Raw genomic sequence first — 23014 nt, 5'->3', positions numbered from 1 at the left:
TTTTGTACACGCTTTTACAGCGTTTGCTGCAACTCAAAAGTCAGCTAACCCAGTGGTCAATTTGGCCCGGAACAGGGTGGTCAACATCTCCATAACTTACATTCAACCCATCTTTATTTTATGAAAAAAGCGATGCCAACAGCAAATAAAAACACTAAAAAAAAATATAAACCAACATTCAGTTGGGCTTGGGTATATGTGATCATTTTGCTGTATTTGATTCTTTCCCCATTCTTGTCTGGAGATAATGTCAAAGAGATCACGTGGCAGCAATTTTCAAAAGATATGCTAAGCCGAAAAGCTGTTGAAAAGTTAGAGGTGATCAATAAAGAGCATGTTAACGTATACATCAAAAGTTCATTTGCAGGCGATACCGCTTTCAAAGCCGCATTTAAACCAGTTGTTGGCAAGGGCCTGAACTACGGGCCACATTACACTTTTACAATAGGATCAGTTGAATCTTTTGAACTTAATCTCGATAAAGCGGAGCAAGGTTTTCCCTTAAGTGAAAGGGTTTCGGTAAAGTACATTAACAAAAGCAACTGGTTCGTTAATATCCTCGGTTGGACTGTACCTTTCATTCTGATGTTTCTTATTTGGAATTTCATCATGAGGCGTATGGCGGGTACCGGGGCGCCCGGGGGATCTTCGATTTTTAGCTTCGGAAAATCAAGGGCTACATTGATTGAAAAACAAAACAGCACTGTCACCTTCGCCGACGTTGCCGGGCTGGAAGAAGCCAAGGTAGAAGTCAGTGAAATTGTCGACTTTCTAAAAACGCCTGACGTATTCACCAAACTCGGGGCAAAGATACCTAAAGGTGTAATTTTAGTAGGCCCACCTGGAACAGGTAAAACAATGCTTGCAAAAGCCGTGGCCGGCGAAGCGCAGGTGCCGTTCTTTTCAATCTCCGGAGCTGCCTTTGTTGAAATGTTTGTTGGTGTTGGTGCTTCCCGGGTGCGCGATATGTTTCAACAAGCCAAAGAAAAGGCACCCTGTATCATTTTTATTGATGAAATTGACGCAATCGGGCGTTCAAGAGGCAAAGGTGCTTATTTAGGCGGTGTCAATGACGAACGTGAAAGTACATTAAACCAGCTATTGACCGAGATGGATGGTTTTGCTACCAATGCTGGGGTTATCGTGTTGGCGGCAACCAACCGGGCTGATATGCTGGACCCTGCCTTAATTAGGGCAGGAAGATTTGATCGGCATATTTACCTTGAATTACCCAATTTAACGGAACGAGTAGCTATCTTTAAAGTGCACACCAAGCGGTTAACCATGGCCGATACCATTGACATTCCTGTGCTGGCGGCCCAAACGCCGGGCTTTTCAGGCGCAGATATTGCAAATATCTGTAATGAGGCAGCGTTAATTGCTGCTCGGAGAAAAGCCGACAGTATACAAAATGCCGATTTTTCAGAAGCCATTTACCGTATAATTGCAGGGCTTGAAAAGAAAAGCAAAATCATTACGCCGGCCGAAAAGAAAGTAATCGCTTATCATGAGGCCGGCCATGCAGTTGCGAGTTGGTTGTTGGAAAATGTGGAACCATTGGTTAAGGTATCGATCATTCCCCGCGGGAAATCTTTAGGCGCGGCATTATACTTGCCAGAAGAGAGGCAACTGCGTAACAAAACTGCTTTCGTGGAACATCTATGTGCTACCCTGGCAGGCAGGGCGGCAGAAGAACTTACTTTTGGCGAAATATCGTCCGGGGCGTTGGATGATTTGGAAAAAGCGACCAAAGAAGCAAGATCAATGGTCATGTATTACGGTTTTGCCGAAAAGCTTGGAAACGTCAGTTATTACGATTCAACCGGTCAAACCGATCTGGCAATACAAAAACCCTTCAGCGAATCTACCAGCAAAATTATTGACGATGAAATAATAGGATTGCTGGCACAGGCCTATCAGAACGCGAAAGGAATTCTTGCCAAAAAGAAGCCTTTATTGGACCAGTTAGCAACCCTATTGTTAACTAAGGAAGAAATAGATAAAGGTGACCTCGAAAAGATTTTAGGCACACGGTCCGATTTTTTTCATTTACCCATACTTTAATAAGTGATTATAAGGAGCTTGGGATTGATTGTCGGTAAATCAATTATTTTCACCAGAATTATATTGGGGATTATAGGTATTTAAAACTCAATTTACTTCGGGTATCTCAAATTCTTGTTCATAATAATAATTCATGCCATCATGCTCCCACTCAAGCATTGCCTTCCATTTACCGCTGCAGAGACCTGTTACCGAAATTTCAATTAAGCCACCGTGCTGGTCATCAATTGGTACTACGCGTATTTCTGCCGGATAAAGTTTATTCAAAAGCCTGAGGAGGCCTTTTACAGGATGACAAAAATTAAATGTGAGCTTTTCCATAATCCGCACTTAATAAGTTCGCGTAACATTGCAATTTAACAACCCTGCTTTAAATGGCTTAGAAAGTAACCAGTATTCAAATATTGATAAATACTGGCTAAAGAAAAATGACGCTTATCATTAAATTAACCAATACAGTCAATTTACAGCACCAGGCACCGATTAACAGTATTGTTGCATTCAAAGTCAAGATATTACGCAGTACCACGGATCACATTACAACTGTTGATTTAAAGTGAATAAAAGTTCCTTATGGTAAGGCTTCATAATCTTTACTGTTAGTTTCAACTCATCCTGGATCTTAACCCGAAGAGTGTCTTGTGCGCATGGTTCGCCATGTACCAGGTAAACCTCGGATACCGAATTGTGAAACTGCTTTAACCAGGTAATCAATTCGGACTGATCGGCGTGAGCGGACAAACCTTCTATCTCCTGTACCTTCGCCACCACCGGGTAATATTGACCATGAATTTTCAATTCGTGGATATGGTTAAGCAACGCCCTTCCCCGTGTGCCCTCGGCCTGGAAACCAATCAGGAGTATAGTGTTACGCTCATCGCCCAAATAACGCTTCAAATATTCCAGCACACGACCTCCGGTTAGCATTCCACTTGCCGCAAGAACGATCTTAGGCCCTGCCCTTTTAATGATCTTTTCGGTATTCTTATAATCCTTGTTGATAGTTACGCTGTTAAACATGTCGGCACATTCTTTTTCATCAATAGTAAACCATTCGGGAAAGTGTACCAGGGTCTTTCCGGCAACTGCGGCCATCGGGCTATCAAGGTATACCGGAATGGATGACGGAATCAGATTATGTTGTTTTAAGCGATAGATCAGGTGCATCACTTCCTGGGCCCTGCCAACTGCAAAACATGGGATCAGTACATTCCCCTTATTAAAAATAGTATCATTAATAGCACCCGCTAAATCCTGTGAAGTGTCATTTTTAGAGTGTAGGCGATCGCCGTAAGTAGACTCCATGACTACAAAATCGGCTTGCCCTAATAGCTCGGGGCCAGGTAATAGCTCTGACTGGTCACGCCCGATATCCCCGGAAAATACAATTGTCTTCTCAAAGCAACTTATTTTGACCGAACAAGCACCCGCGATGTGCCCACATGGGTACAAACTAAAACTTAGTTGTTTAGCCAGGCTGATTGTTTTATGTATTTCACAAACTTCAAAATGGGGCAACGCAGCCTCAACATCTTTCACGGTGTACAGGGCCTTTGCCGGATGATGCCTGGAGTAACCGTATTTATTAGCCTTTTGGGCATCTTCTTCCTGTAGTTTGGCGCAGTCACGCAAAATAAGCTCTACAAGGTCCCTGGTCGGCTGGCTCATGTAAATCTTGTTACGATACCCGTTCCGTACCAGTAAAGGGATATAGCCGCAGTGATCGAGGTGTGCGTGGGTCAGTATCAGTGCACTAATATCAGCCAGGTTAACAGGCAGGCTTTCCCAGTTTTTTTCCCGCAAAGCCTTTATCCCTTGAAACAGGCCGCAATCGATCATAACGTTCCCCTCGGGGGTAAGCAGCAGATGCTTGGATCCGGTTACAGTACCTGCTGCACCTAATGATTGCAGGTAAACATTTTGTATTGCAGGCCCGGTTTCTATTGCCGACTCAATGCCATTAAAAGATTCATTCATAGCTTATTACTTGTTACCATAAAGGTATTGCGATATAGAAACCACCAAACTGACATGAATCACACCAAAGCGTGACAGTGGTCATTATACTTAGTGTCTCCCATGGCGAAATTTGGATAACCAATCATTCAACAAACAAATTTATGACAGCCTTAATAAAATCACATCGCGTTCCATCATGGAAATCAATGATGGAGAATTTTTGGAGTCCAGACCGTTTTTTTGATAAAACTTCCAGCGGCGGAGAATTTCTCCCGGCTGTAAATATCCGTGAAACCAAAAATCATTATAAGCTTGACGTCGCTGTTCCGGGCTTTAAAAAAAACGATTTCAAAATCATTACCGAAGACGGCTTACTGATCATCAGTGCGGAAACCAATAAAGAAGAAAAGGAAGCGATTGATAGCTATACACGTAAAGAATTTTCCTTTGCTTCCTTCCGTCGCACATTTAAGCTGCCAGACAATGTTGAGGAAGACGGGGTGAATGCCAATTATCACAATGGCCTTTTGGAAATCGAACTTAAAAAAAGCGGCAGAAACCAGGCGGCAAAGAAAGAAATTAAAGTAGACTAAAAATTTTCTGCCGGCAACACCGGCGATTTTGACAACCGGACGCTCTTCGGCCGGCTTAATAACAGTAACATGGAACATTTTATCAGAAAGTTTAGTGAAATCACAATAGGTGATATTGGCGATGTTGGTGGAAAAACAGCTTCATTGGGGGAAATTTACAATCAACTAACCAACAATGGAATAAATACGCCAAACGGCTTCGCTGTAACTGTAGCAGCTTTTCGTTATTTCATCGGGTTCAACCGGCTCGAAAAAAAGCTTATTGATTTGATGACCGGTTTAGACCGGCAGAACTTCTCTAACTTAACGATAAGCGGCGCCAGAGCCCGAAAACTGATCATGGACGCCGTTATGCCGAATGACCTGCAAATGGCAATCATAGACGCCTACGATTATATTTTTGAAAATGCAGAACCGACTGTGGCCGTGCGGAGCAGTGCCACAGCAGAAGATTTGCCAGGGGCGAGTTTTGCAGGACAGCACGAATCCTTCCTGAATATTAAAGGCCATAGTGCTTTATTAACTGCAATAAAGCAATGCTTTGCATCACTTTATACAGACCGGGCTATTAAATATCGGGAAGATAAAAATTTTGATCATGGGAAAGTTTATCTTTCAGTTGCAGTCCAGAAAATGGTGCGATCTGATATGGGGTGTTCCGGTATCGGATTTACTTTGGAACCAGAAAGTGGGTTCAAGGATATTATACATATTTCGGGTGTGTGGGGATTAGGGGAAAATATCGTACAAGGTACTGTTACGCCTGATGAATTCCTGGTGTTTAAACCAACTCTTAAAAAAAATTTAAGGTCCATTATTCAAAAAAACCTTGGCAGCAAAAACAAAACCATGGTTTGCGCAACTACCGACGATGCAACCAATCCAACAATAAATCAGGATACGCCCTGGGAACTCCGGCAAAAATTTGTGCTCAGCGATCAGGAAGTTGAAAAGCTTGCCAACTGGGCGTTGATCATCGAAGACCATTACCGTCAGCCTATGGATTTTGAATGGGCTAAGGACGGGTTCGATCACCAACTCTATATTATCCAGGCTCGTCCCGAAACTGTACATAATCAAGAAAAAAAGATACAGGTAAAAAGTTTCAAAATTGCCGAAAAAGGAGAAGTTATAACCATGGGGGCTGCCATAGGCAATGGCATTACAGCCGGCAGGGCACGCGTGCTCAAAACTCCTGACCAGGCTAATCTGCTTAAAGAAGGCGAAATTCTGGTTACCGAAACAACCAGCCCGGATTGGGACCCCGTATTGAAAAAGGTAGCGGGAATTGTTACTAATAATGGCGGCCGCACCAGCCATGCCGCTATTATAGCCCGGGAACTCGGCGCGGTGGCTGTAGTTGGAACGACAAACGGAACCTATAACATTGAGGATGATGAGATGATAACCATTTGCTGCGCCGAGGGGAAGACAGGGATGGTTTACAGGGGCAAACTGGAATGGACTGAAACGGTCAGTGACGTAAGCAAAACCCAACTGCCGGCACACCCGAAAGCCCAACTAATCATAGCCGATCCGGGGCAGGCCTTTAAATTATCGATGTTTCCCAACCAAGGTGTTGGATTGATGCGAATTGAATTTATTATCGCGAACCAAATTGGGATACATCCGATGGCACTCGCACACTTTAACCGGGTGTTGGACGAGCAGGAACGGGTAAAAATCGCACACCTAACAGCTGGCTATGCAGATAAGAAAGCTTATTTTGTAGATAAACTTGCACAGGGGGTTGCCACGATAGCAGCGGCATTTTACCCGAAAGATGTGATCGTGAGGATGAGCGATTTTAAAACCAATGAATATGCCGGCCTCATTGGCGGAAGGTACTTTGAGCCAAAGGAAGAGAACCCGATGATTGGCTTCAGGGGAGCCTCCAGGTATTATGATGATCATTACCGGGACGGCTTCCTGCTTGAATGCGAGGCCATGAAAGTGGTTCGTGATGAAATGGGCTTCAATAATATTAAATTGATGATCCCTTTTTGCCGGACAGTTAAAGAGGGGCAAAAAGTCATCGATCTGATGTCGTCCTGCGGGCTTAAACGGGGCCTGAATGACCTTGAGATCTTCGTTATGGCAGAAATTCCCAGCAATGTATTACTTGCCGAGGAATTCGCGGAAGTATTTGACGGTTTCTCAATTGGTTCAAATGACCTTACACAATTAACATTAGGCATTGACCGGGATTCAGCACTCATAGCAGGCTTATTTGACGAACAGGACGCCGCGAGCAAACAACTGATCGTCATGATGATACAAAAGGCAAATAAACTGAAAAAAAAAGTAGGCCTATGCGGCCAGGCGGCAAGTGATTCAGAAACGTTCACCAGGCTACTGGTTGAAACCGGCATCGACAGCATAGCTTTTAACGCGGACGCATTGATTAAAGGTATCGAAAATATTAATGATGCCTTGAAATCCTGCAAGAGCAAGTCTCAACCAAGTGCGGTATAAGAAAGGGAACCATGAGCTATCTCTTGGATAAACACAAACCGGTTTCTGCCTATGACACACCTGTTAAAACCATCTTTTATATCCTGGTTAACCAGTTGTTCCGTCGGGCTTAAAAATGATTTGCGTCACTTATCAGTGGTATAGATATCAAAAAAAATGCTGTCTGATATCACAAATTTTTCTTCGGGCCTATATTAATTTTACCGTAGATCATTTTTTCAAATCAAGTTAAACAGATATAACGATGGCTTTCACTAAAAATATCAAAGCCTTTTTGAATGACACTGGGGATATCGCAGGATTTGCCGGCCAGTTTTTCTCTACCGGAATTAAACCGCGCTTTGAGGTCCGCGAATTATTAAACCAATGCTATATAATTGGATATAAATCGTTGCCGCTTATCGGCCTCACAGGTTTTATTATGGGCCTTGTTCTTACCATGCAGCTGCGGCCATCCCTAGTTGCCTATGGTGTTGAATCTCAACTTCCGGTGATGGTAGGCATTGCCATAGTTAGGGAGATAGGTCCGGTTATAACAGCGCTGATATTTGCAGGTAAAATAGCCAGCAGTATAGGAGCCGAACTTGGTTCCATGAAGGTCACAGAGCAAATTGACGCGATGGAGGTAAGCGGAACCAATCCATTCAAGTACCTTGTCGCTACGCGTACCGTGGCAACTACATTAATGCTACCCGTGCTCACTGTTCTGGGCGACGCTATCGCCTTGTTCGGAGCATACATAGGCGTTAATATCAGGTCGGCCACCAGCTTTTATCTTTTTTTTATTCAGGTGTTTAGAACTCTCAGTTTCGGCGACGTACTTCCTGCATTTTTTAAAACATTTTTCTTTGGTTTTGCTGTTGGAATCGTTGGTTGTTATAAAGGTTACACATCAAGCAAAGGTACCAGGGGTGTTGGAAGTTCGGCTAACTCAGCGGTTGTATTATCATCTGTAGTAATCTTTTTCATCGACTTGCTGGCTGTGCAACTCACGGATCTGCTTGGATTAAATTAAAGCATGAAAACACAAACAGCCACCGAAAACAACGTGATTGTGATAGAGAAACTTTGTAAGCATTTCGGCGATCATACCGTGCTGCAAGACTTTGCATTATCAGTCAAAAAAGAAGAGAATGTGGTAGTGCTTGGCAAATCCGGATCCGGCAAGTCAGTACTGATCAAATGCATTATCGGTTTGTTGAAACCTGATAGCGGAAACATCAAAGTTTTTGGTCAAAATGTCCCTGATATGTCTCATGAAGTACTCGATCAGGTCCGCGCCCGCATTGGCTTTCTTTTCCAGGGCAACGCATTGTACGATTCCATGACCGTTCGTGAGAACCTGGAATTTCCTTTACGCCGTCACTGGATTGCTGCTTCGCAGAACGAGGTGGAAGCCCTGGTTATGGAGGCTTTGGAAAACGTAGGGCTGGCGCATACTGTTGATCTGATGCCGGAAGAATTATCCGGAGGCATGCTAAAACGTGTTGCTCTCGCCAGGACCATGATCCTTAAACCGGAAGTGATATTATATGATGAACCAACAACAGGGCTCGATCCGGTTACAGCCCGGGAAATCGATAAATTAATTTTGAAACTGCAGGATAAATACCATACATCATCCATTATCATAACACACGACATGAACTGTGTAAAAAACACCGCCGACCGGGTGGCTCTGCTGCTGGACGGTCGTTGTTATGCACAAGGTGCATACACCGATTTCGAACATTCGACAGATCCAAATATTCATCAATTTTTCGAATAAATTATGGCAAACCAAACAGCAGGCAATATAAAACTTGGCGCATTCGTACTATCAGGCCTATTTGTGTTAATACTTGCCTTCTATCTTATCGGCAAAAATCATAACCTGTTTGGTAGCGATTTCAACATACGGGTGAGGTTTTCTAACCTCAATGGCCTCACCGTTGGCAATAACGTACAGTTCTCCGGAATTCAATCTGGTACGGTAAAAAAGATCAACATGATCAATGATACTACAATTGAGGTAACATTATCAATCGACAACAAGTTCACATCCTATATTCATAAAAATGCGGTTGCTTCAATTGGCACAGAAGGGCTGATGGGCAATAAAATAGTAAACATAGCTCCTTCAAACTTACCAAGCCCACAAATTACTGAAGATGATCTTCTTATAGCGCAAAAAAAAATCAGTACCGATGAAATGTTGCAGACCTTGTCCAAAACCAATAATAACGTTGCAGTTATCTCAGAAGCGTTAAAGGGTACTGTCCTGAAGGTTAACGGCAGCACATTCATGGCCCTGCTGAACGATAAAAATGTCTCCGGCAACTTACTTGCCTCTTTGCAAAATTTAAACAAAGCGAGCGCAAATGCCATCAAAATTACCAATGGCATAGATGATCTGATTGTAGGGATAAAAAATGGAAAAGGAGCGGCGGGGGTCTTGCTCAGGGACACCATAGCTGCCGGCAACCTACAGGCGGCTATTTCGAGTATCAGGAAAGCAAGCGATAACGCCGATTCGTTAACCTGGCAGCTGAATAACCTGGCGCGTACCGTAAACGGCCATTTGAACAACGGGAATGGCTCGCTGCCAATGATTTTAAAAGATTCAGCATTTGCCAAAGACTTGAGGGCAACTATATATAACCTGCGCCAGGGCACAGATGGATTCAATAAAAACATGGAAGCGCTCAAACACAATTTCCTTTTTAGGGGCTATTTCAAAAGCCAGGAAAAAGCGCAAAGAAAACAACAGGCTGTACAATCTCAATAAGCATTTGGGCAATATATTTAATATGCAAATTCATAAATAGCACATAGTGGCAAATGACTATTAACATGTTTAAATTTTGTCTTTCGCCTCTAATCACATTTTTTAATGACCGGAATCATTCTCTACATGTTGTTTACGAGTGATTTTTGTATATGTAAGTTAAACCAATTATGAAACAACTATCACAAAAAGTGGCCCTTGTAACCGGGGCCGGATCAGGGATTGGAAAAGCCATTGCAAAGCTTTTCGCCGAACAGGGCGCAAAAGTTATGCTTACCGATATCCATCAATCAAATATTGAAGCCGTCGCGGCTGAAATTCGCGCAAATGGCGGTATGGTAGCCTGTATCGCTGCAGATATCTCCGTAAAAGGCGATGTGCAATTGGTGATGAAGTATGTTCACAACACTTTCGGCACACTTGATATTTTGGTAAATAATGCCGGCGTTATGGACAATTTTACCCCGGTGACCGATGTAACAGACGAATTATGGGAGAAAGTAATAGGAACAAACCTGAACGGTTGTTTTTTTGCCTGCCGTGAAGCTATACCTCTTTTCCTGGAAAGTGGCTCTGGTACAGTTATTAATATTGCATCCATCAGCGGCTTCCAGGGAGGCCGGGCCGGTACCGCTTATACAGCATCTAAGCATGCAATAATCGGTTTAACTAAAAACATAGGATATCAATATGCGGATAAAAATATCCGCTGCAATGCTATAGCACCGGGGGGAGTGAATACCAATATCGTTTTTGGCATGGAACCCAATCCATTTGGTTTTGAAAGGATGAACGCCGGAACAGGCAATGCACCAGGTGCTGCAGCTCCCGAAGCAATTGCTGAAGTTGCCCTTTTTCTGGCTTCGGTAAAATCAAGCTTTATTAATGGCTCTGTGCTAACTGCGGATGGAGGCTGGACAGCATATTAAGCTTCGTTCAAGAAGCAATTCGGACTTGTTTTTCTGGTTTAATTGCTGCCACCGGTTTACAGTGGCAGCAACAGGAAACATACCCCAGGAGTCACTATCCCTTAAATAAATCACAAACACTCCGCGGAAAACCGGTTAAACTCGTGGCGCAAATCGTTGAATATTTTTTCTTCGTTAAGATAGCGCTCATGAACTCTTGAATGTTCGGCAGCTATACTTTCAGAAACCATAGTACCGGAAAGCAAAAGATCTGCTTTTATGTCAAGGTCATTACGGTGAACGTCTTGTTTTAGCTCCGTGAGGCATTTTTCATGAATTATGAACTGATTCTGAAAATGTTCTATTTGTTCCTGTACTTCGCGGGCCGTATTGTCGCCGGCAACCTCCTGTAACCTTTCCTGTAAAATAGCCAACTCCTGTGTGTAGAACGCGATGCCCCTTAACACATCGTTGTTAAGGTTCTTAATGTGTTTGATGTTGATTTGATTTTTCATAACACAAGGTTACAATGCGCGTTATTCCGGATGAATGACATCCGGCAACCAGGATAATGATATTGGTCATGTTATTACTGATTGTCGCTGATTTTAAGGCAAGTGACTAATATCATTTTCAAAGGCTGATAATATCATCTTTTTTTACTTGCCGAAAATCTATTTTTATAGTCGTTGGCGCGCCGGCAATGTAACACATAGCTATGCCTCGCCGGAGGAAATGTTTTTCTCTAACCACCTACTGGCAACAGAGCCGGAGATCTGCGATATATCGGTTACTCTCAAATGGTATGTTAATGAACAGGTAACTTTCTGAAACAGGATAGTAAGATTATTGTAAAGTAATAAAAGATTAATATGAAACACACTGGTAACATGCAGGCAATGGTGCTTGAAAAAGCCGGCGGGCCACTGGTATATCGCCAGGTTCCCATTCCTCAGCCTTCTGACTATCAGGTGCTGATCAAAATAATTGCCTGTGGTATCTGTCGTACCGACCTGCATATATTAGATGGCGAACTGGATAAACCAAAGCTTCCGCTGATACCCGGCCACGAAATTATAGGAACCATCGTTAAAACGGGCAGTACAGTAACTGAACTTTCTTCTGGTCAGTTAGTGGGTGTTCCATGGCTCGGTCATACCTGTGGGCGTTGTACATTTTGCCTGTTGGGCATGGAGAATCTTTGTGATGCCCCTTTATTTACGGGATACACCATTGATGGCGGTTATTCCGAATATACGGTGGCCGACGCACGTTTTTGTTTTATATTAGACAAACGATATAATCAGCCGGCTTCAGCGCCCCTGCTCTGTGCAGGTTTGATCGGGTTTCGTTCCTATAGCATGATCGCTCCATCGGCCAAAAAAGTTGGTTTCTATGGATTTGGCGCTGCTGCTCATATCTTGATCCAGGTAGCTATAGCGCAGGGTAAACAAGTATTCGCGTTCACCAGAGATGGGGACGAGCGTGCGCAACGATTTGCAAAGACCATGGGTGCACACTGGGTTGGCGGAAGTTCCGACGTACCACCCGAAGTGTTGGATGCGGCTATAATTTTCGCTGCCGCAGGGGAACTTATTCCCAAAGCTTTAAAAAATGTAGACAAAGGAGGCCAGGTAATCTGTGGTGGTATCCATATGAGCAATGTACCCGAATTTCCATATAGCTTGCTCTGGGGCGAACGGTCCGTTAAGTCGGTGGCTAATTTAACCCGTCAGGATGGTTTGAATTTCTTTTCTATTCTAAAAAACATCGAAGTATTAACACAAACGAAAGTATTCCGCTTATTTGAAGCCAATGAGGCGATAAATCAATTCAGATCAGGCCAAATTAGCGGAGCGGCTGTATTGGTTATGAACGATATGTAATTAGCATTTCGCTAACTGGGCATACGTGTACGTATTGGGATAAGCAGCTACTTTTATCGATAAATACCTCCTTTTACAAACATTGCTTTACGCATACAAACCTATAAAAGTCAGTCATCAGCCATACGGTGAATATTTTCGATGAGAGGTTTGAGGTTGCTCCGCTCAAGATGATCAAACCCATTACGCATCACCGATTTCTTTTCAGGATCTTTTTCAATCCAGGCGCCCAATTTTAGCATAAGCCGGTCTTTCCACGACAGTCCGGAAACGACACACCTGCCGGGCAGGAAAAATATTTCGGCAACATCTTTGATCTTGGTACCAAGATTATTTTTTATTATCTCCAGTTGTTGCGTCATGTCATTAACTGCGAAGCTGCAAACAATGAAAATGAAAAGCTTTTTGTCTTTTAGCCTGATGTCATTTTCCTTTAGCCAATCGCGTAGTACCAGCCGGCCGATATAAACTGAACTGCCTATAACAATGGTATCATAAAGGGCTAAAACTGCAGGTGTTACATTCTCCACTTTTGATACCGGCATCTGCAATGTTTCTCCAAGCCAATGCGCATACTGCCTGGTTGCACCATATTTGCCCTGATAAATAATAATTCCATTCATACCGGTAATTTGATTTGGTTATACAAGTTACTGAACCGGAGCTTATGCAAAAATGACAATGGTCATCCCTAAACCATCAATTACACCAAAGCCGATTATAGCGTCAGTCGATTCTTAACCCGAAACGAGATACAACAAGCTTTTATGAGTACCACTCCCCTCTTATACATGACGAGAATCAATGATCTTGCTGACAGAAATCACAGCATGCACCGCTGATATATAGTTTATTTACATATTAATTACTCATTAACAGGGAGCATGAGAACAGATCAAGAAAGTCACTTAGAAAAAGCATTCAATTATTTGAAGCTACCTGTGCAAGGTCTGGTGCCGGTTCCATCTTATCAATTACATACACTAACTCATTAGCTATGGTTACGAATCACAAAAACACGGCAATAACCTTTTGGATTGCTATCAGTTTGATAGCAATAATAGTACTGATGATGATTTTGTCTGGTATTAAAGTGTATGGTTATCCGTGGTAATTTTTAATTGGTAAAAACAGATAAATTCAGCGCGGCAATTATGTGCATAACGCCCCTATTGAGTGCCTGTCTTTTTCGGAAAATTCAGTTTTTCATTTTAACCAATCGCTGCAGATCAAGCACTGTTATCACACTTCCATTCTTTTCAATCAAGCCCTCGTTACGAAAATCCGACAGGGTACGGCTCACTGTTTCAGTGGCCATACCTGCAAGTGCAGCCAGGTCTTCACGCGAGATCCGGACGCCTTCATTTGGGGAATCGCTTTGGCGATAAAGTTTCAGAATCGCGTCCGCCATCTTTTTTCTGACAGAATAATACGCAAGTTGCAGTAACCGCTCTTCGCTTTCCCTTATCTGGCCTGCCATCAATTTAATAAAACTATCCGTTACTTCCGGGTATAGGTTCAACATTTCCTGTAACTGCTCTTTTGGTATGAGGCACAATTGGCTATCCTCAAGGGCACTTGCGGTTTCTGAATATGCCTCGCCGGCAAGCAATGCCTGAATACCAAGGTACTGATCCGCTATATGTAAACCAGTAATCAATTCGCGCCCATCGTCTGCCAGTTTACTGGTCTTTATCTTTCCACTAAGAACAACGTATAGTCCATTTCCTCTGTCGCCTTCATAATAAATCACCTGGTTCTTTTTAAAAAAACGAATCTTGCGCTCCCGGATTACACGCTTTAGTTCGTTCAACCCATCAGTCCTCGCAACTATATTACTGAGTTCGTCCAACCCCTTACTGTAAAATTCCTTTTGTTGCTTTTTCTTTTTCAACCTGCTTTCAATTGCATTAAGTAATTCTACGTCATCAAAAGGTTTGGTCAGGTAATCGTCGGCACCCATTTCCATGGCTTTACGTAAATCGATCCGTTCGGCTTTGGCTGTAAGAAAAATGAAAGGGATATTAGCCGTGTCGGCCGATTTTCCGAGCATAAACAGCACACCATACCCATCCATTTCCGGCATCATGACATCGCAAAGTATTAAATCAGGTAACTGGACTTTAGCCAATTCCAATCCCATTTTACCATTACTTGCTGAAAATACGGTATAGCCGGCCAGCCCCAGTATTTCCACTACACCCTCGCGAATATCCGCGGAATCTTCAATGATCAGGATTTTAAAACTCATATCGGTGACCAGTTTATTGTGTAATTTAAATCATTAAATTGAAGTGTCCAAATCCCATGCTAATACAATGTATAACACAAAGCTATTGCAGCTGCCCCCATGGCAGCAAAACTGCTCCAAAGCATCAATTTGGAAATAAACTTGCTATTGTACTCTCCCATGATTTTGGGGTTAGAGGACATCCTGGCAATCAGGAACAATAGTGGTACCGCTGCTATCCCATTCAATACAGCCGCATAAACTAATGCCTTAACAGGATCGATGCCAATATAATTGATTAGTAATCCAATTAAAGTGGCAACGCATATGACGGCATAAAAAGAGCGCGCCTTTTTCAATTTTAAATTAAGCCCGGCCTTCCAGTTAAAGGCCTCACAAGCGGCATATCCTACCGAGCCGGAAAGTACCGGGATAGCCAATAAACCAAGGCCTATAATGCCGGTAGAAAAAATTAATTTGGCTAAAAATCCGGCGTTAGGAAAGGTATGCACCAGCGGCTCTATTGCCCTTGCCGCATCAGACGCACTTTTTATGTCAGTTACACCGCTATTGTGCAAAACTGTTGCAGCTACCACGATAATACTCCAGGTAGTGAATTCTGAGAATATCATGCCAACGGTATTGTCAATCCGCATTCTTTTTATTTGCATCCAACCGGGCCTGGGTTTATGCCGCGAAAGCCTTTCCTTTTCTTTCTGTTCTTCTACTTCCTGTGAGGCTTCCCCAAAAAACATATATGGAGAAATTGTGGTTCCCAAAACCCCCGTTATGATAAATAGAAAACTAAAATTTAACTCAAAATGAGGTATAACAGTTGCTTTCAGAACGGTAAGCCACGGCTGGTATATAATAATCACCTGATTTATTGAACTTTTACACTATTAAATACAATAATTAGAGTTATTAAGGCTATTAGGTGAGCGTCTAGTAATAAACCATTACCAAAGCGGATATCGTTAATAAATTGAGCAGGTGAATGCCGATAGAAAGGCCTATTACATAAGCTATAAAAACCAGCCACTTGTCGGCCCGTGGTTTATCGGAATCCTCAGCGTTCATTTAATCCTGTTAATTTGATATTCAGAATTGATTTTTGTAAATTTAAGCACAGCATTTGCAACTAATTTAAAGAAAATAAAAGTGGTGAGTAAATCGGTGAGTTCGAAAATGAAAACCCTTAAAATATCAATTTAAAGCGGGAAATAGGTACATATACCAATCCCTAACTCTCCGCCAAGTATCTAAGCCCTGAAATAGCTGATTTCGGGGCTTTTTCTTATACTGGAATAGCCACTCTTACCTGAACAAAATGGTTGATGTGACCCAAGGTAAGTGCATCCGTTTGGGTTTGAAAAGACAGCCAATGCATTTGGAAAGCTTCCTGTTTACCGCACCGCTATAATAACACGTTGATAGCTGGTAAGAGACGGTGTGCCGTTATCCGTTGCCTGAAAAACAATGTGAATTGTTTGGCCGGAAACAGCGTCTTTAGGTACCCTGATTTGTGTTTGCCTAGCTTCGGGGTTTAATATCGACACTTTTCCCGGGATAAGTTCCTTGTTGAAATTGCACCAGCTAACAGAAACCAGATTTCCGTCAGGATCAGAAACGGCTCCGTACAGCCTGATCGTTTCGCCGGCTGTTGCCCTGACATTTAATGGACCTTCTATTTTGGCAACTGGCTCGTGATTTGCCAGTGCATATATTGGCGTTACCGACCATTTAATCTGGGCAGCAAAATCCCGCTGAGCGGCAGGAAAAAAGTCAGGGTACGTATTATTTCGATCTTTCGGCACAGCGAGTGAAGCTGCCATAGCCTGGGATGACGTATCACTATTCTGGAAGAAGGCGTTTTTACCTTTAGGATCAATAAATCCGGTGCCGCCCCAGCCTCCATAAGTACCTTTTTCTTATGCACGTAATCCATTGTCAAGCATGTTCATAAACGTTGGGTCGTCGCCCTCCCCTAACCATGAACCTTTTTCCTGAACAGGCATCCATACAATATAACCCATTTTCTTCAACTCGTCGTTAGTATGTCCGCTGAGACCAAAATAGTCCATGATGTCGCCTTTTACCATTTGTTTTCCATCGCCCCATACTCTGTACAGGTCTCCCAATGGCCCCCTGTCTGATATATTTTCCTTCATCCAGGATGCTGTCATATAAACGGAATACTGTGAAGCCGCATTTAGCTGAGCGCCATATCCATAGTTCGGTCCGCCTTTAAACTCACGGTATTCAAAAACCCCTCGCTGTAACAACGCCATTTTGAACGGTGATCTTGGTTTCGGAGCCATAACCAAAAACTGAACCGTTATTAGCGGTATAAGTATATGAATTTTTACTTTCAGTCTTAAAGTTTTGCTATGCTTTATAGCTTTTGTCATAAGCGGTATCATTGGCATCTTTTTTACAGGCAGATAGCCCAATAATAACAAACAGGAAGATAAGGCACGTTTTCATGCGGTTTGGTTTTTAAACCTATTCGGCAAAAAATATAAAAACGCTACAGCTAATAACAAATATTCTTGTTTATTTTGGGCGATATCATAATACAATACCATGAAAACTGAAACTATAGCGATACATGCCGGCAACCATGTTGATGAAGCAACAAGGGCCGTTATACAACCCATTATTATGTCAACCACCTTTGAGCGCGGTGAGGACGGTGGTTTTCCGGCAGGTTATATTTACAGTCGCTCATCAAACCCCAATCGTCACGCACTGGAGCATGTGCTGGCAAAGTTAGAGGGAGGTGTTGAAGCAGCTTCCTTTTCATCAGGTAATGCGGCCGGGATGTCGGTATTTCAATCATTGGAGCCGGGCACGCACATTATCGCTCCCGATGATATGTATCACGGCTTACGTAATCAGCTTAAAACCCTTTTTGCCGGCATCCTTACCTTCGATTTTATTGATGTAAACGATACCGGGGTTTTGCAACAGCATATTAAGCCCGAAACAGGTTTGATCTGGATTGAAACACCTTCAAACCCCCTGCTTAAAATAACCGATATTAAAAAGGTGGTTGCTATTGCCAAAGCAAAGGGCATTAAAGTTTTGTGCGATAATACATTTGCCACCCCTATGTGCCAGCGACCACTTGAGCTGGGCGCGGATATGGTTATGCACTCAGCCACCAAATATTTTGGCGGACATAGCGACCTGATGGGCGGAGTGTTGATCACGACCGAAAAGAATGATTGGTGGACAAAAATCCGCCAGGTGCAGGAAATGGGTGGCGCAATCCCCTCACCTATGGATTGTTATTATTTAGTGCGTAGTATCAAAACCCTGCCTTACCGGGTGAAAGGTCACGTACAAAACGCACAGTTATTAGCCGAATACCTTGAACAGCATCCCAATGTTGAACAGGTAATGTACCCCGGTTTGCCCTCGCACCCGCAGCATGAGATAGCTAAAGATCAGATGCTGGCTTTTGGTGGCATGTTATCTTTTACTATTAAGGGCGATGAGAACGACACGCATAACATCATCAATAAGCTGAAACTATTTATCAAAGCTACCAGCCTTGGTGGTGTTGAAAGCCTAATAGAACACCGCGCTACTGTTGAAGGCCCTGATACTAAAACGCCACGTAACCTGCTAAGGGTTTCGGTTGGGTTGGAACATATTGATGATTTAATTGCCGATATGAAGCAGGCTTTGGCTTAGGCCTTTTAAGGTAAATAAGGTAAAAGGATAAAGGTTAAAGGCGAAAGGTAGCTGCATTTGTCTAAGCTTAAAATTGTTCTCGAATGAACCTTTGGCCTTTTACCTCTAACCTTAAAAAGAAATAAAATTTGGTATATTACCTCACAATCCCTTATATTCGCAACATTATTTGGTAGTGATACCAACGTCGATCAATCCTCCGCACATAGTTCGGGTTTTGATTTATAAAGAAGCGGCGAGAGATCAGGCTCAATGACCCGCTGGCAACCCTTCAATGTTGAAGAAGGTGCCAATTCCTGTCCCGGCAAATAACACCGGGGAATATAAATTTATAACCATGAAAAGTTTAATTAAATTTACGCAACGCAACACTTTTTACACCTTAAACGGTAACGTACAACATATTGGCTCCCCTATTGGCTGTATTTGTATGTGTTGCTGCTGTTGATGCTTAGCACGCTCTTTTTCATCTCTCTGAAAAACGCGTGTGTTGTTAAACCGGTTATTTCAAACCGGCTTGCCAAAATCCATCTTAATATTAAAAATCTAAATTAAACACATTTAAAAATTACAACTATGTCTGCCTTAAAATTCGAAACCTTACAATTACATGCCGGTCAGGAAGTTGATCCAACAACAGGTTCACGCGCTGTGCCCATTTATCAAACTACTTCATACGTATTCAACAGTGCCGAACATGGTGCAAACCTGTTTGCGCTGAAAGAGTTTGGTAATATCTATACCCGCATCATGAACCCTACTACCGATGTGTTTGAAAAACGCATCGCAGCGTTAGAGGGCGGTGTGGCGGCACTGGCGACAGCGTCGGGCCAGGCATCACAATTTATAGCATTAAATAACCTCCTGCAGGCTGGTGATAACTTCGTTACTTCACCTTTCCTATACGGCGGCACTTATAACCAGTTTAAAGTAGCATTTAAACGCCTGGGCATTGATGTGCGTTTTGCCAAAGATGATACTGCGGCCAATATTGAGGCGCTTATTGATGATAAAACAAAGGCCATTTTCCTGGAAACCATTGGTAACCCGGGCTTTACCATTGCCGATTTTGAAAAGGTGAGCGAGGTTGCCAAAAGACATGACCTGCCATTAATTGTTGATAATACTTTTGGTGCCGGTGGTTACCTCTTCCGTCCTATTGAACATGGCGCTAATGTGGTTGTGGAGTCAACAACCAAATGGATTGGCGGGCATGGTACCAGTATTGGCGGTGTTATTATCGATGCAGGCAATTACAACTGGGGTAACGGCAAATTCCCGCAATTTACTGAACCATCTGAAGGTTACCACGGACTGATATTTAACGATGTATTCGGCATTGGGGGCCCGTTTGGCAATATCCAGTTTATTATTCGTGCCCGTGTGGAAGGCTTGAGAGATTTCGGCCCGTCGCAGGCTCCATTTAATTCATGGCTGAACATTCAGGGACTGGAAACACTTTCGTTACGTGTGCAACGTCATGTTGATAATGCCCTGCAACTGGCCAAATGGTTGGAGCAGCACCCACAGGTGGCAAGCGTAAATTACCCGGGACTGGAATCATCGCCATATCATGACTTAGCGAAAAAGTATTTAAAAAACGGTTTTGGGGGCGTACTATCGTTCGAAATTAAGGGGAGCAAAGAACAGGCCAGCCGCTTGATCAATAACCTTAAACTGGTAAGCCATTTAGCCAATGTAGGTGATGCAAAAACACTCATCATACAGCCATCGGCAACAACGCATCAGCAGTTATCTGATGAAGAGCAATTGTCGGCCGGTGTAACACCTGCTTCATTGCGCGTAGCTGTTGGTATTGAGCATATTGATGATATTAAAGCCGATTTTGAACAGGCTTTTGCAAAAATTAAGCACGGTAGGGTGAGTTAGTATAACAATGTATAGTTTTTTTTAAGTGATATAGTAAACGTCACTTGTAGTTAAGTCTTAAGTTCTAAGTATTTAGTCTTAAGCCGGAAAATTGAAGCTTCGACTTAAGACTTGGTACTAAAGACTTTCGACTTAACACAATGTGACAAATAACAGAATGAACGCAGAAATATTTAAATACACTGATACTTTTGAATTTGAGTCGGGTCGCACGCTCGAGGGCTTAGAGATAGGCTTTCATACGTATGGCCGTTTAAATAAAGAAAAAAATAACGTGGTCTGGGTATGCCATGCGCTTACCGCTAATAGCGACGTATTTGACTGGTGGAAAGGACTTATTGGCGAGGGTTACTTTTTTAACCCCGAAGAGCATTTTATAGTTTGTGCCAATATTTTGGGTTCTCCTTATGGTACTACAAGTCCGTTGAGCATTAACCCGGTTACCGGCCAGCCATATTATCTTTCCTATCCGCAGTTTACCACAAGGGATATGGTTAAAGCACACCAGTTGCTTGCCCAACATTTAAACATCAATAATATCAGCGTATTAATTGGTGGTTCATTAGGCGGCCAGCAGGCTATGGAATGGGCTATCATTGAGCCGGAGTGGATTAAAAATCTTATCCTGATAGCAACCAATGCTAAACACTCTCCATGGGGTATCGCTTTTAACGAGTCACAACGTTTGGCTATTACAGCAGATCGTACTTTTTACGCTAACACACCTGACGGCGGCCAAAAGGGTTTAAAAGCAGCCCGCAGTATTGCCTTGCTGAGTTATCGTACTTATAAAACCTACGGTATTACCCAACAGGAAGAAGCCGACGATGTGCAGGACAATTTCCGTTCTTCATCGTACCAAAACTACCAGGGGCAAAAGCTGGTGAACCGCTTTAACGCTTATAGTTATTGGTACCTGACCAAAGTGATGGACTCACACAATGTGGGCCGGGGCCGTCACGGTGTAGATAAAGCGTTGAGCCTCATCAAGGCAAAAACATTAGTTATCGGCATCTCATCGGATGTTTTGTTCCCTATTGAAGAGCAGCAATACCTATTCAGGCATATCCCTAAAGCAGCCTTTGCCGAACTGGATTCGTTTTATGGGCACGACGGATTTTTAATTGAAACAGAAGCATTAACAAACATATTTACATCGTTTTTTAAAACCGATGTGAAAGGAAAAATTATAGAACTGCAACGTACAGCGTAATGAGTAAAAAGTTAAATATCGGCCTCTTCGGATTTGGAGTTGTTGGCCAGGGATTATATGATATCATCAAAACAAAGCATTTAAATATCGAGATAGTAAAATTTGCTATTAAGGATCCTAATAAAAAACGTTCTTTACCGGCACATTTATTTACTACCGATAAAGAAGAGCTGCTTAACAATCCCGAGATCAATACCATTGTTGAATTGATCAATGATACTGAAGCTGCTTTTGAAATTGTTTCAAGAGCATTAAAATCTGGCAAAAACGTAGTATCTGCCAGTAAAAAAATGATCGCCCTGCATTTGGACGAACTGATCGAGATCCAGCACCAGTATGGAACTTCATTATTATATGAAGGTGCGGTTTGCGGTAGTATCCCTATTATCCGCAATTTGGAAGAGTATTATGATAACGAATTACTGCATTCGATAAGCGGTATTTTCAATGGTTCATCAAACTATATCCTTTCAAAAGGATTTATTGAAGGGCTCGATTATGATAGCGCATTGAAACAAGCCCAGGACCTGGGTTTTGCCGAAACCGACCCAACAAGTGATGTTGGTGGTTTTGATGCAAAATACAAACTGGTTATTGCTGCTGCACACGCATATGGCGTAGTTGTACAGCCCGATGAAGTATTTAACCTCGGCATTCAGAACCTTGCAGCCGCAGATTTGCAATATGCCCGCGAAAAGAACCTCAAAATTAAACTGGTACCTGTAGCTAAAGAGCTTGACGACCGTAACGTTGCCCTGTTTGTACTGCCTAAATTTGTAAACGACAAAGAGTTTTTATACAACGTTGAGTACGAATATAATGGCGTAACCGTACAGGCCGCCTTTGCCGATCAGCAATTCTTTTTTGGCAAAGGTGCAGGTGGGCATTCTACCGGCTCGGCTGTACTTTCGGATATAGCGGCATTACGTTATAACTACCAATACGAATACAAAAAAGCTAAAGAGAAAACAGACCTTAATTTTACCAATAACATTGAATTAACCATTTACCTGCGTTATGACGATGAGGAACTGGTTGAAGCGCTGAATTTTGAGCACATCAATGAGCGTTACTATTCAGGCAACTATAAATTTGTGATAGGAAAAATCAATTTGCAAAATCTGATCGCTAATCAACATCGTATATCTGAGAGTAAGGCTTTCGTAGCCTTTGCCGATCAGCTTACGGGGGTCAGCTTAGCATCGGTAACTAAACAAGCGGCCGAAGTGTTTTAATAGACCCGCCGGTTGTTATTAATAGAAAAAGGCTTCTCAATTGGGAAGCCTTTTTCTATTATACCAATACTTAGCTTTAAGCCTTATGCGTT

20 protein-coding genes, 1 pseudogene and 1 riboswitch are annotated in these 23014 nt (G+C 42.7%); of the genes and pseudogenes, 12 read left to right on the top strand and 9 right to left on the bottom strand.

Going from position 1 to position 23014, the window contains the following annotated elements; translation table 11 throughout:
- Window positions 1–120: 120 nt before the first annotated feature.
- Entirely contained in the window at window positions 121–2064 is a 1944-nt protein-coding gene (ftsH, locus tag ACEN82_RS10380; protein ID WP_413322971.1) for an ATP-dependent zinc metalloprotease FtsH, read from the top strand.
- Window positions 2065–2151: 87 nt separating this feature from the next.
- Here ftsH and ACEN82_RS10375 read toward each other — a convergent pair whose 3' ends face one another.
- Window positions 2152–2385 (bottom strand): hypothetical protein, encoded by a 234-nt coding sequence (locus ACEN82_RS10375; protein WP_091164184.1) that lies wholly within the window; start codon window positions 2383–2385, stop codon window positions 2152–2154.
- Between the two features lie 216 nt (window positions 2386–2601).
- Window positions 2602–4041 (bottom strand): MBL fold metallo-hydrolase RNA specificity domain-containing protein, encoded by a 1440-nt coding sequence (locus ACEN82_RS10370; RefSeq protein ID WP_413322970.1) that lies wholly within the window; start codon window positions 4039–4041, stop codon window positions 2602–2604.
- A gap of 143 nt (window positions 4042–4184) precedes the next feature.
- Between ACEN82_RS10370 and ACEN82_RS10365 the strand changes: the two genes are divergently transcribed.
- From ACEN82_RS10365 to ACEN82_RS10340, 6 genes are all read left to right on the top strand, one after another.
- Window positions 4185–4616, top strand: coding sequence for an Hsp20/alpha crystallin family protein (locus ACEN82_RS10365; protein ID WP_413322969.1), 432 nt, complete (start codon window positions 4185–4187; stop codon window positions 4614–4616).
- A 69-nt stretch (window positions 4617–4685) separates the two neighbouring features.
- Window positions 4686–7091, top strand: coding sequence for a phosphoenolpyruvate synthase (ppsA, locus tag ACEN82_RS10360; protein WP_495644113.1), 2406 nt, complete (start codon window positions 4686–4688; stop codon window positions 7089–7091).
- Between the two features lie 244 nt (window positions 7092–7335).
- The gene (locus ACEN82_RS10355) at window positions 7336–8106 is read left to right on the top strand and encodes an MlaE family ABC transporter permease (RefSeq protein WP_413322967.1); all 771 of its coding nucleotides are present in this window, start codon (window positions 7336–7338) and stop codon (window positions 8104–8106) included.
- A 3-nt stretch (window positions 8107–8109) separates the two neighbouring features.
- Complete coding sequence (locus ACEN82_RS10350) at window positions 8110–8859, top strand: ABC transporter ATP-binding protein (RefSeq protein ID WP_413322966.1); 750 nt, start codon at window positions 8110–8112, stop codon at window positions 8857–8859.
- A 3-nt stretch (window positions 8860–8862) separates the two neighbouring features.
- Window positions 8863–9858: an MlaD family protein gene (locus tag ACEN82_RS10345; RefSeq protein WP_413322965.1), complete on the top strand. Its 996-nt coding sequence runs from the start codon at window positions 8863–8865 to the stop codon at window positions 9856–9858.
- Window positions 9859–10028: 170 nt separating this feature from the next.
- Window positions 10029–10787, top strand: coding sequence for an SDR family oxidoreductase (locus ACEN82_RS10340; protein WP_413322964.1), 759 nt, complete (start codon window positions 10029–10031; stop codon window positions 10785–10787).
- Between the two features lie 110 nt (window positions 10788–10897).
- On the opposite strand, the gene ACEN82_RS10335 is transcribed toward ACEN82_RS10340, so the two are convergent.
- Window positions 10898–11281, bottom strand: coding sequence for a hypothetical protein (locus tag ACEN82_RS10335; protein WP_413322963.1), 384 nt, complete (start codon window positions 11279–11281; stop codon window positions 10898–10900).
- Between the two features lie 357 nt (window positions 11282–11638).
- Here ACEN82_RS10335 and ACEN82_RS10330 point away from each other — a divergent pair, with 357 nt between their 5' ends.
- A complete protein-coding gene (locus ACEN82_RS10330) occupies window positions 11639–12652 on the top strand; it encodes a zinc-dependent alcohol dehydrogenase family protein (protein ID WP_413322962.1) in 1014 nt (337 codons plus the stop codon).
- A 110-nt stretch (window positions 12653–12762) separates the two neighbouring features.
- Here ACEN82_RS10330 and ACEN82_RS10325 read toward each other — a convergent pair whose 3' ends face one another.
- From ACEN82_RS10325 to ACEN82_RS10300, 6 genes and pseudogenes are all read right to left on the bottom strand, one after another.
- Window positions 12763–13275: a flavodoxin domain-containing protein gene (locus ACEN82_RS10325; RefSeq protein ID WP_413322961.1), complete on the bottom strand. Its 513-nt coding sequence runs from the start codon at window positions 13273–13275 to the stop codon at window positions 12763–12765.
- 575 nt (window positions 13276–13850) lie between these two features.
- On the bottom strand, window positions 13851–14903 hold the full coding sequence (locus ACEN82_RS10320) for a response regulator (protein ID WP_413322960.1): 1053 nt from the start codon (window positions 14901–14903) through the stop codon (window positions 13851–13853).
- Window positions 14904–14962: 59 nt separating this feature from the next.
- Window positions 14963–15760, bottom strand: a complete 798-nt coding sequence (locus ACEN82_RS10315) for an NRAMP family divalent metal transporter (RefSeq protein WP_495644112.1) — start codon at window positions 15758–15760, stop codon at window positions 14963–14965.
- A 70-nt stretch (window positions 15761–15830) separates the two neighbouring features.
- A pseudogene (locus ACEN82_RS10310) lies at window positions 15831–15947 on the bottom strand (protein O-mannosyl-transferase family); the annotation flags it as partial.
- A 341-nt stretch (window positions 15948–16288) separates the two neighbouring features.
- The gene (locus ACEN82_RS10305) at window positions 16289–16717 is read right to left on the bottom strand and encodes a hypothetical protein (protein ID WP_413322958.1); all 429 of its coding nucleotides are present in this window, start codon (window positions 16715–16717) and stop codon (window positions 16289–16291) included.
- Window positions 16718–16813: 96 nt separating this feature from the next.
- A complete protein-coding gene (locus tag ACEN82_RS10300; RefSeq protein ID WP_495644111.1) occupies window positions 16814–17203 on the bottom strand; it encodes a nucleoside hydrolase-like domain-containing protein in 390 nt (129 codons plus the stop codon).
- A gap of 265 nt (window positions 17204–17468) precedes the next feature.
- Here ACEN82_RS10300 and ACEN82_RS10295 point away from each other — a divergent pair, with 265 nt between their 5' ends.
- From ACEN82_RS10295 to ACEN82_RS10280, 4 genes are all read left to right on the top strand, one after another.
- On the top strand, window positions 17469–18584 hold the full coding sequence (locus tag ACEN82_RS10295) for a trans-sulfuration enzyme family protein (RefSeq protein WP_495644110.1): 1116 nt from the start codon (window positions 17469–17471) through the stop codon (window positions 18582–18584).
- Between the two features lie 219 nt (window positions 18585–18803).
- Window positions 18804–18914, top strand: a riboswitch (SAM riboswitch).
- A 246-nt stretch (window positions 18915–19160) separates the two neighbouring features.
- Complete coding sequence (locus ACEN82_RS10290; RefSeq protein WP_413322744.1) at window positions 19161–20474, top strand: O-acetylhomoserine aminocarboxypropyltransferase/cysteine synthase family protein; 1314 nt, start codon at window positions 19161–19163, stop codon at window positions 20472–20474.
- A gap of 157 nt (window positions 20475–20631) precedes the next feature.
- Window positions 20632–21687, top strand: coding sequence for a homoserine O-acetyltransferase family protein (locus tag ACEN82_RS10285; RefSeq protein WP_413322743.1), 1056 nt, complete (start codon window positions 20632–20634; stop codon window positions 21685–21687).
- A complete protein-coding gene (locus ACEN82_RS10280; protein ID WP_413322742.1) occupies window positions 21687–22922 on the top strand; it encodes a homoserine dehydrogenase in 1236 nt (411 codons plus the stop codon). The genes ACEN82_RS10285 and ACEN82_RS10280 overlap by 1 nt, the downstream gene beginning before the upstream one ends.
- Window positions 22923–23014: the final 92 nt, after the last annotated feature.

The sequence above is a fragment of the Mucilaginibacter sp. Mucisp73 genome, assembly GCF_059491465.1.
The sequence above is the reverse complement of the archived record's forward strand: the minus strand, read 5'-3'. Positions and strand labels throughout refer to the sequence as shown.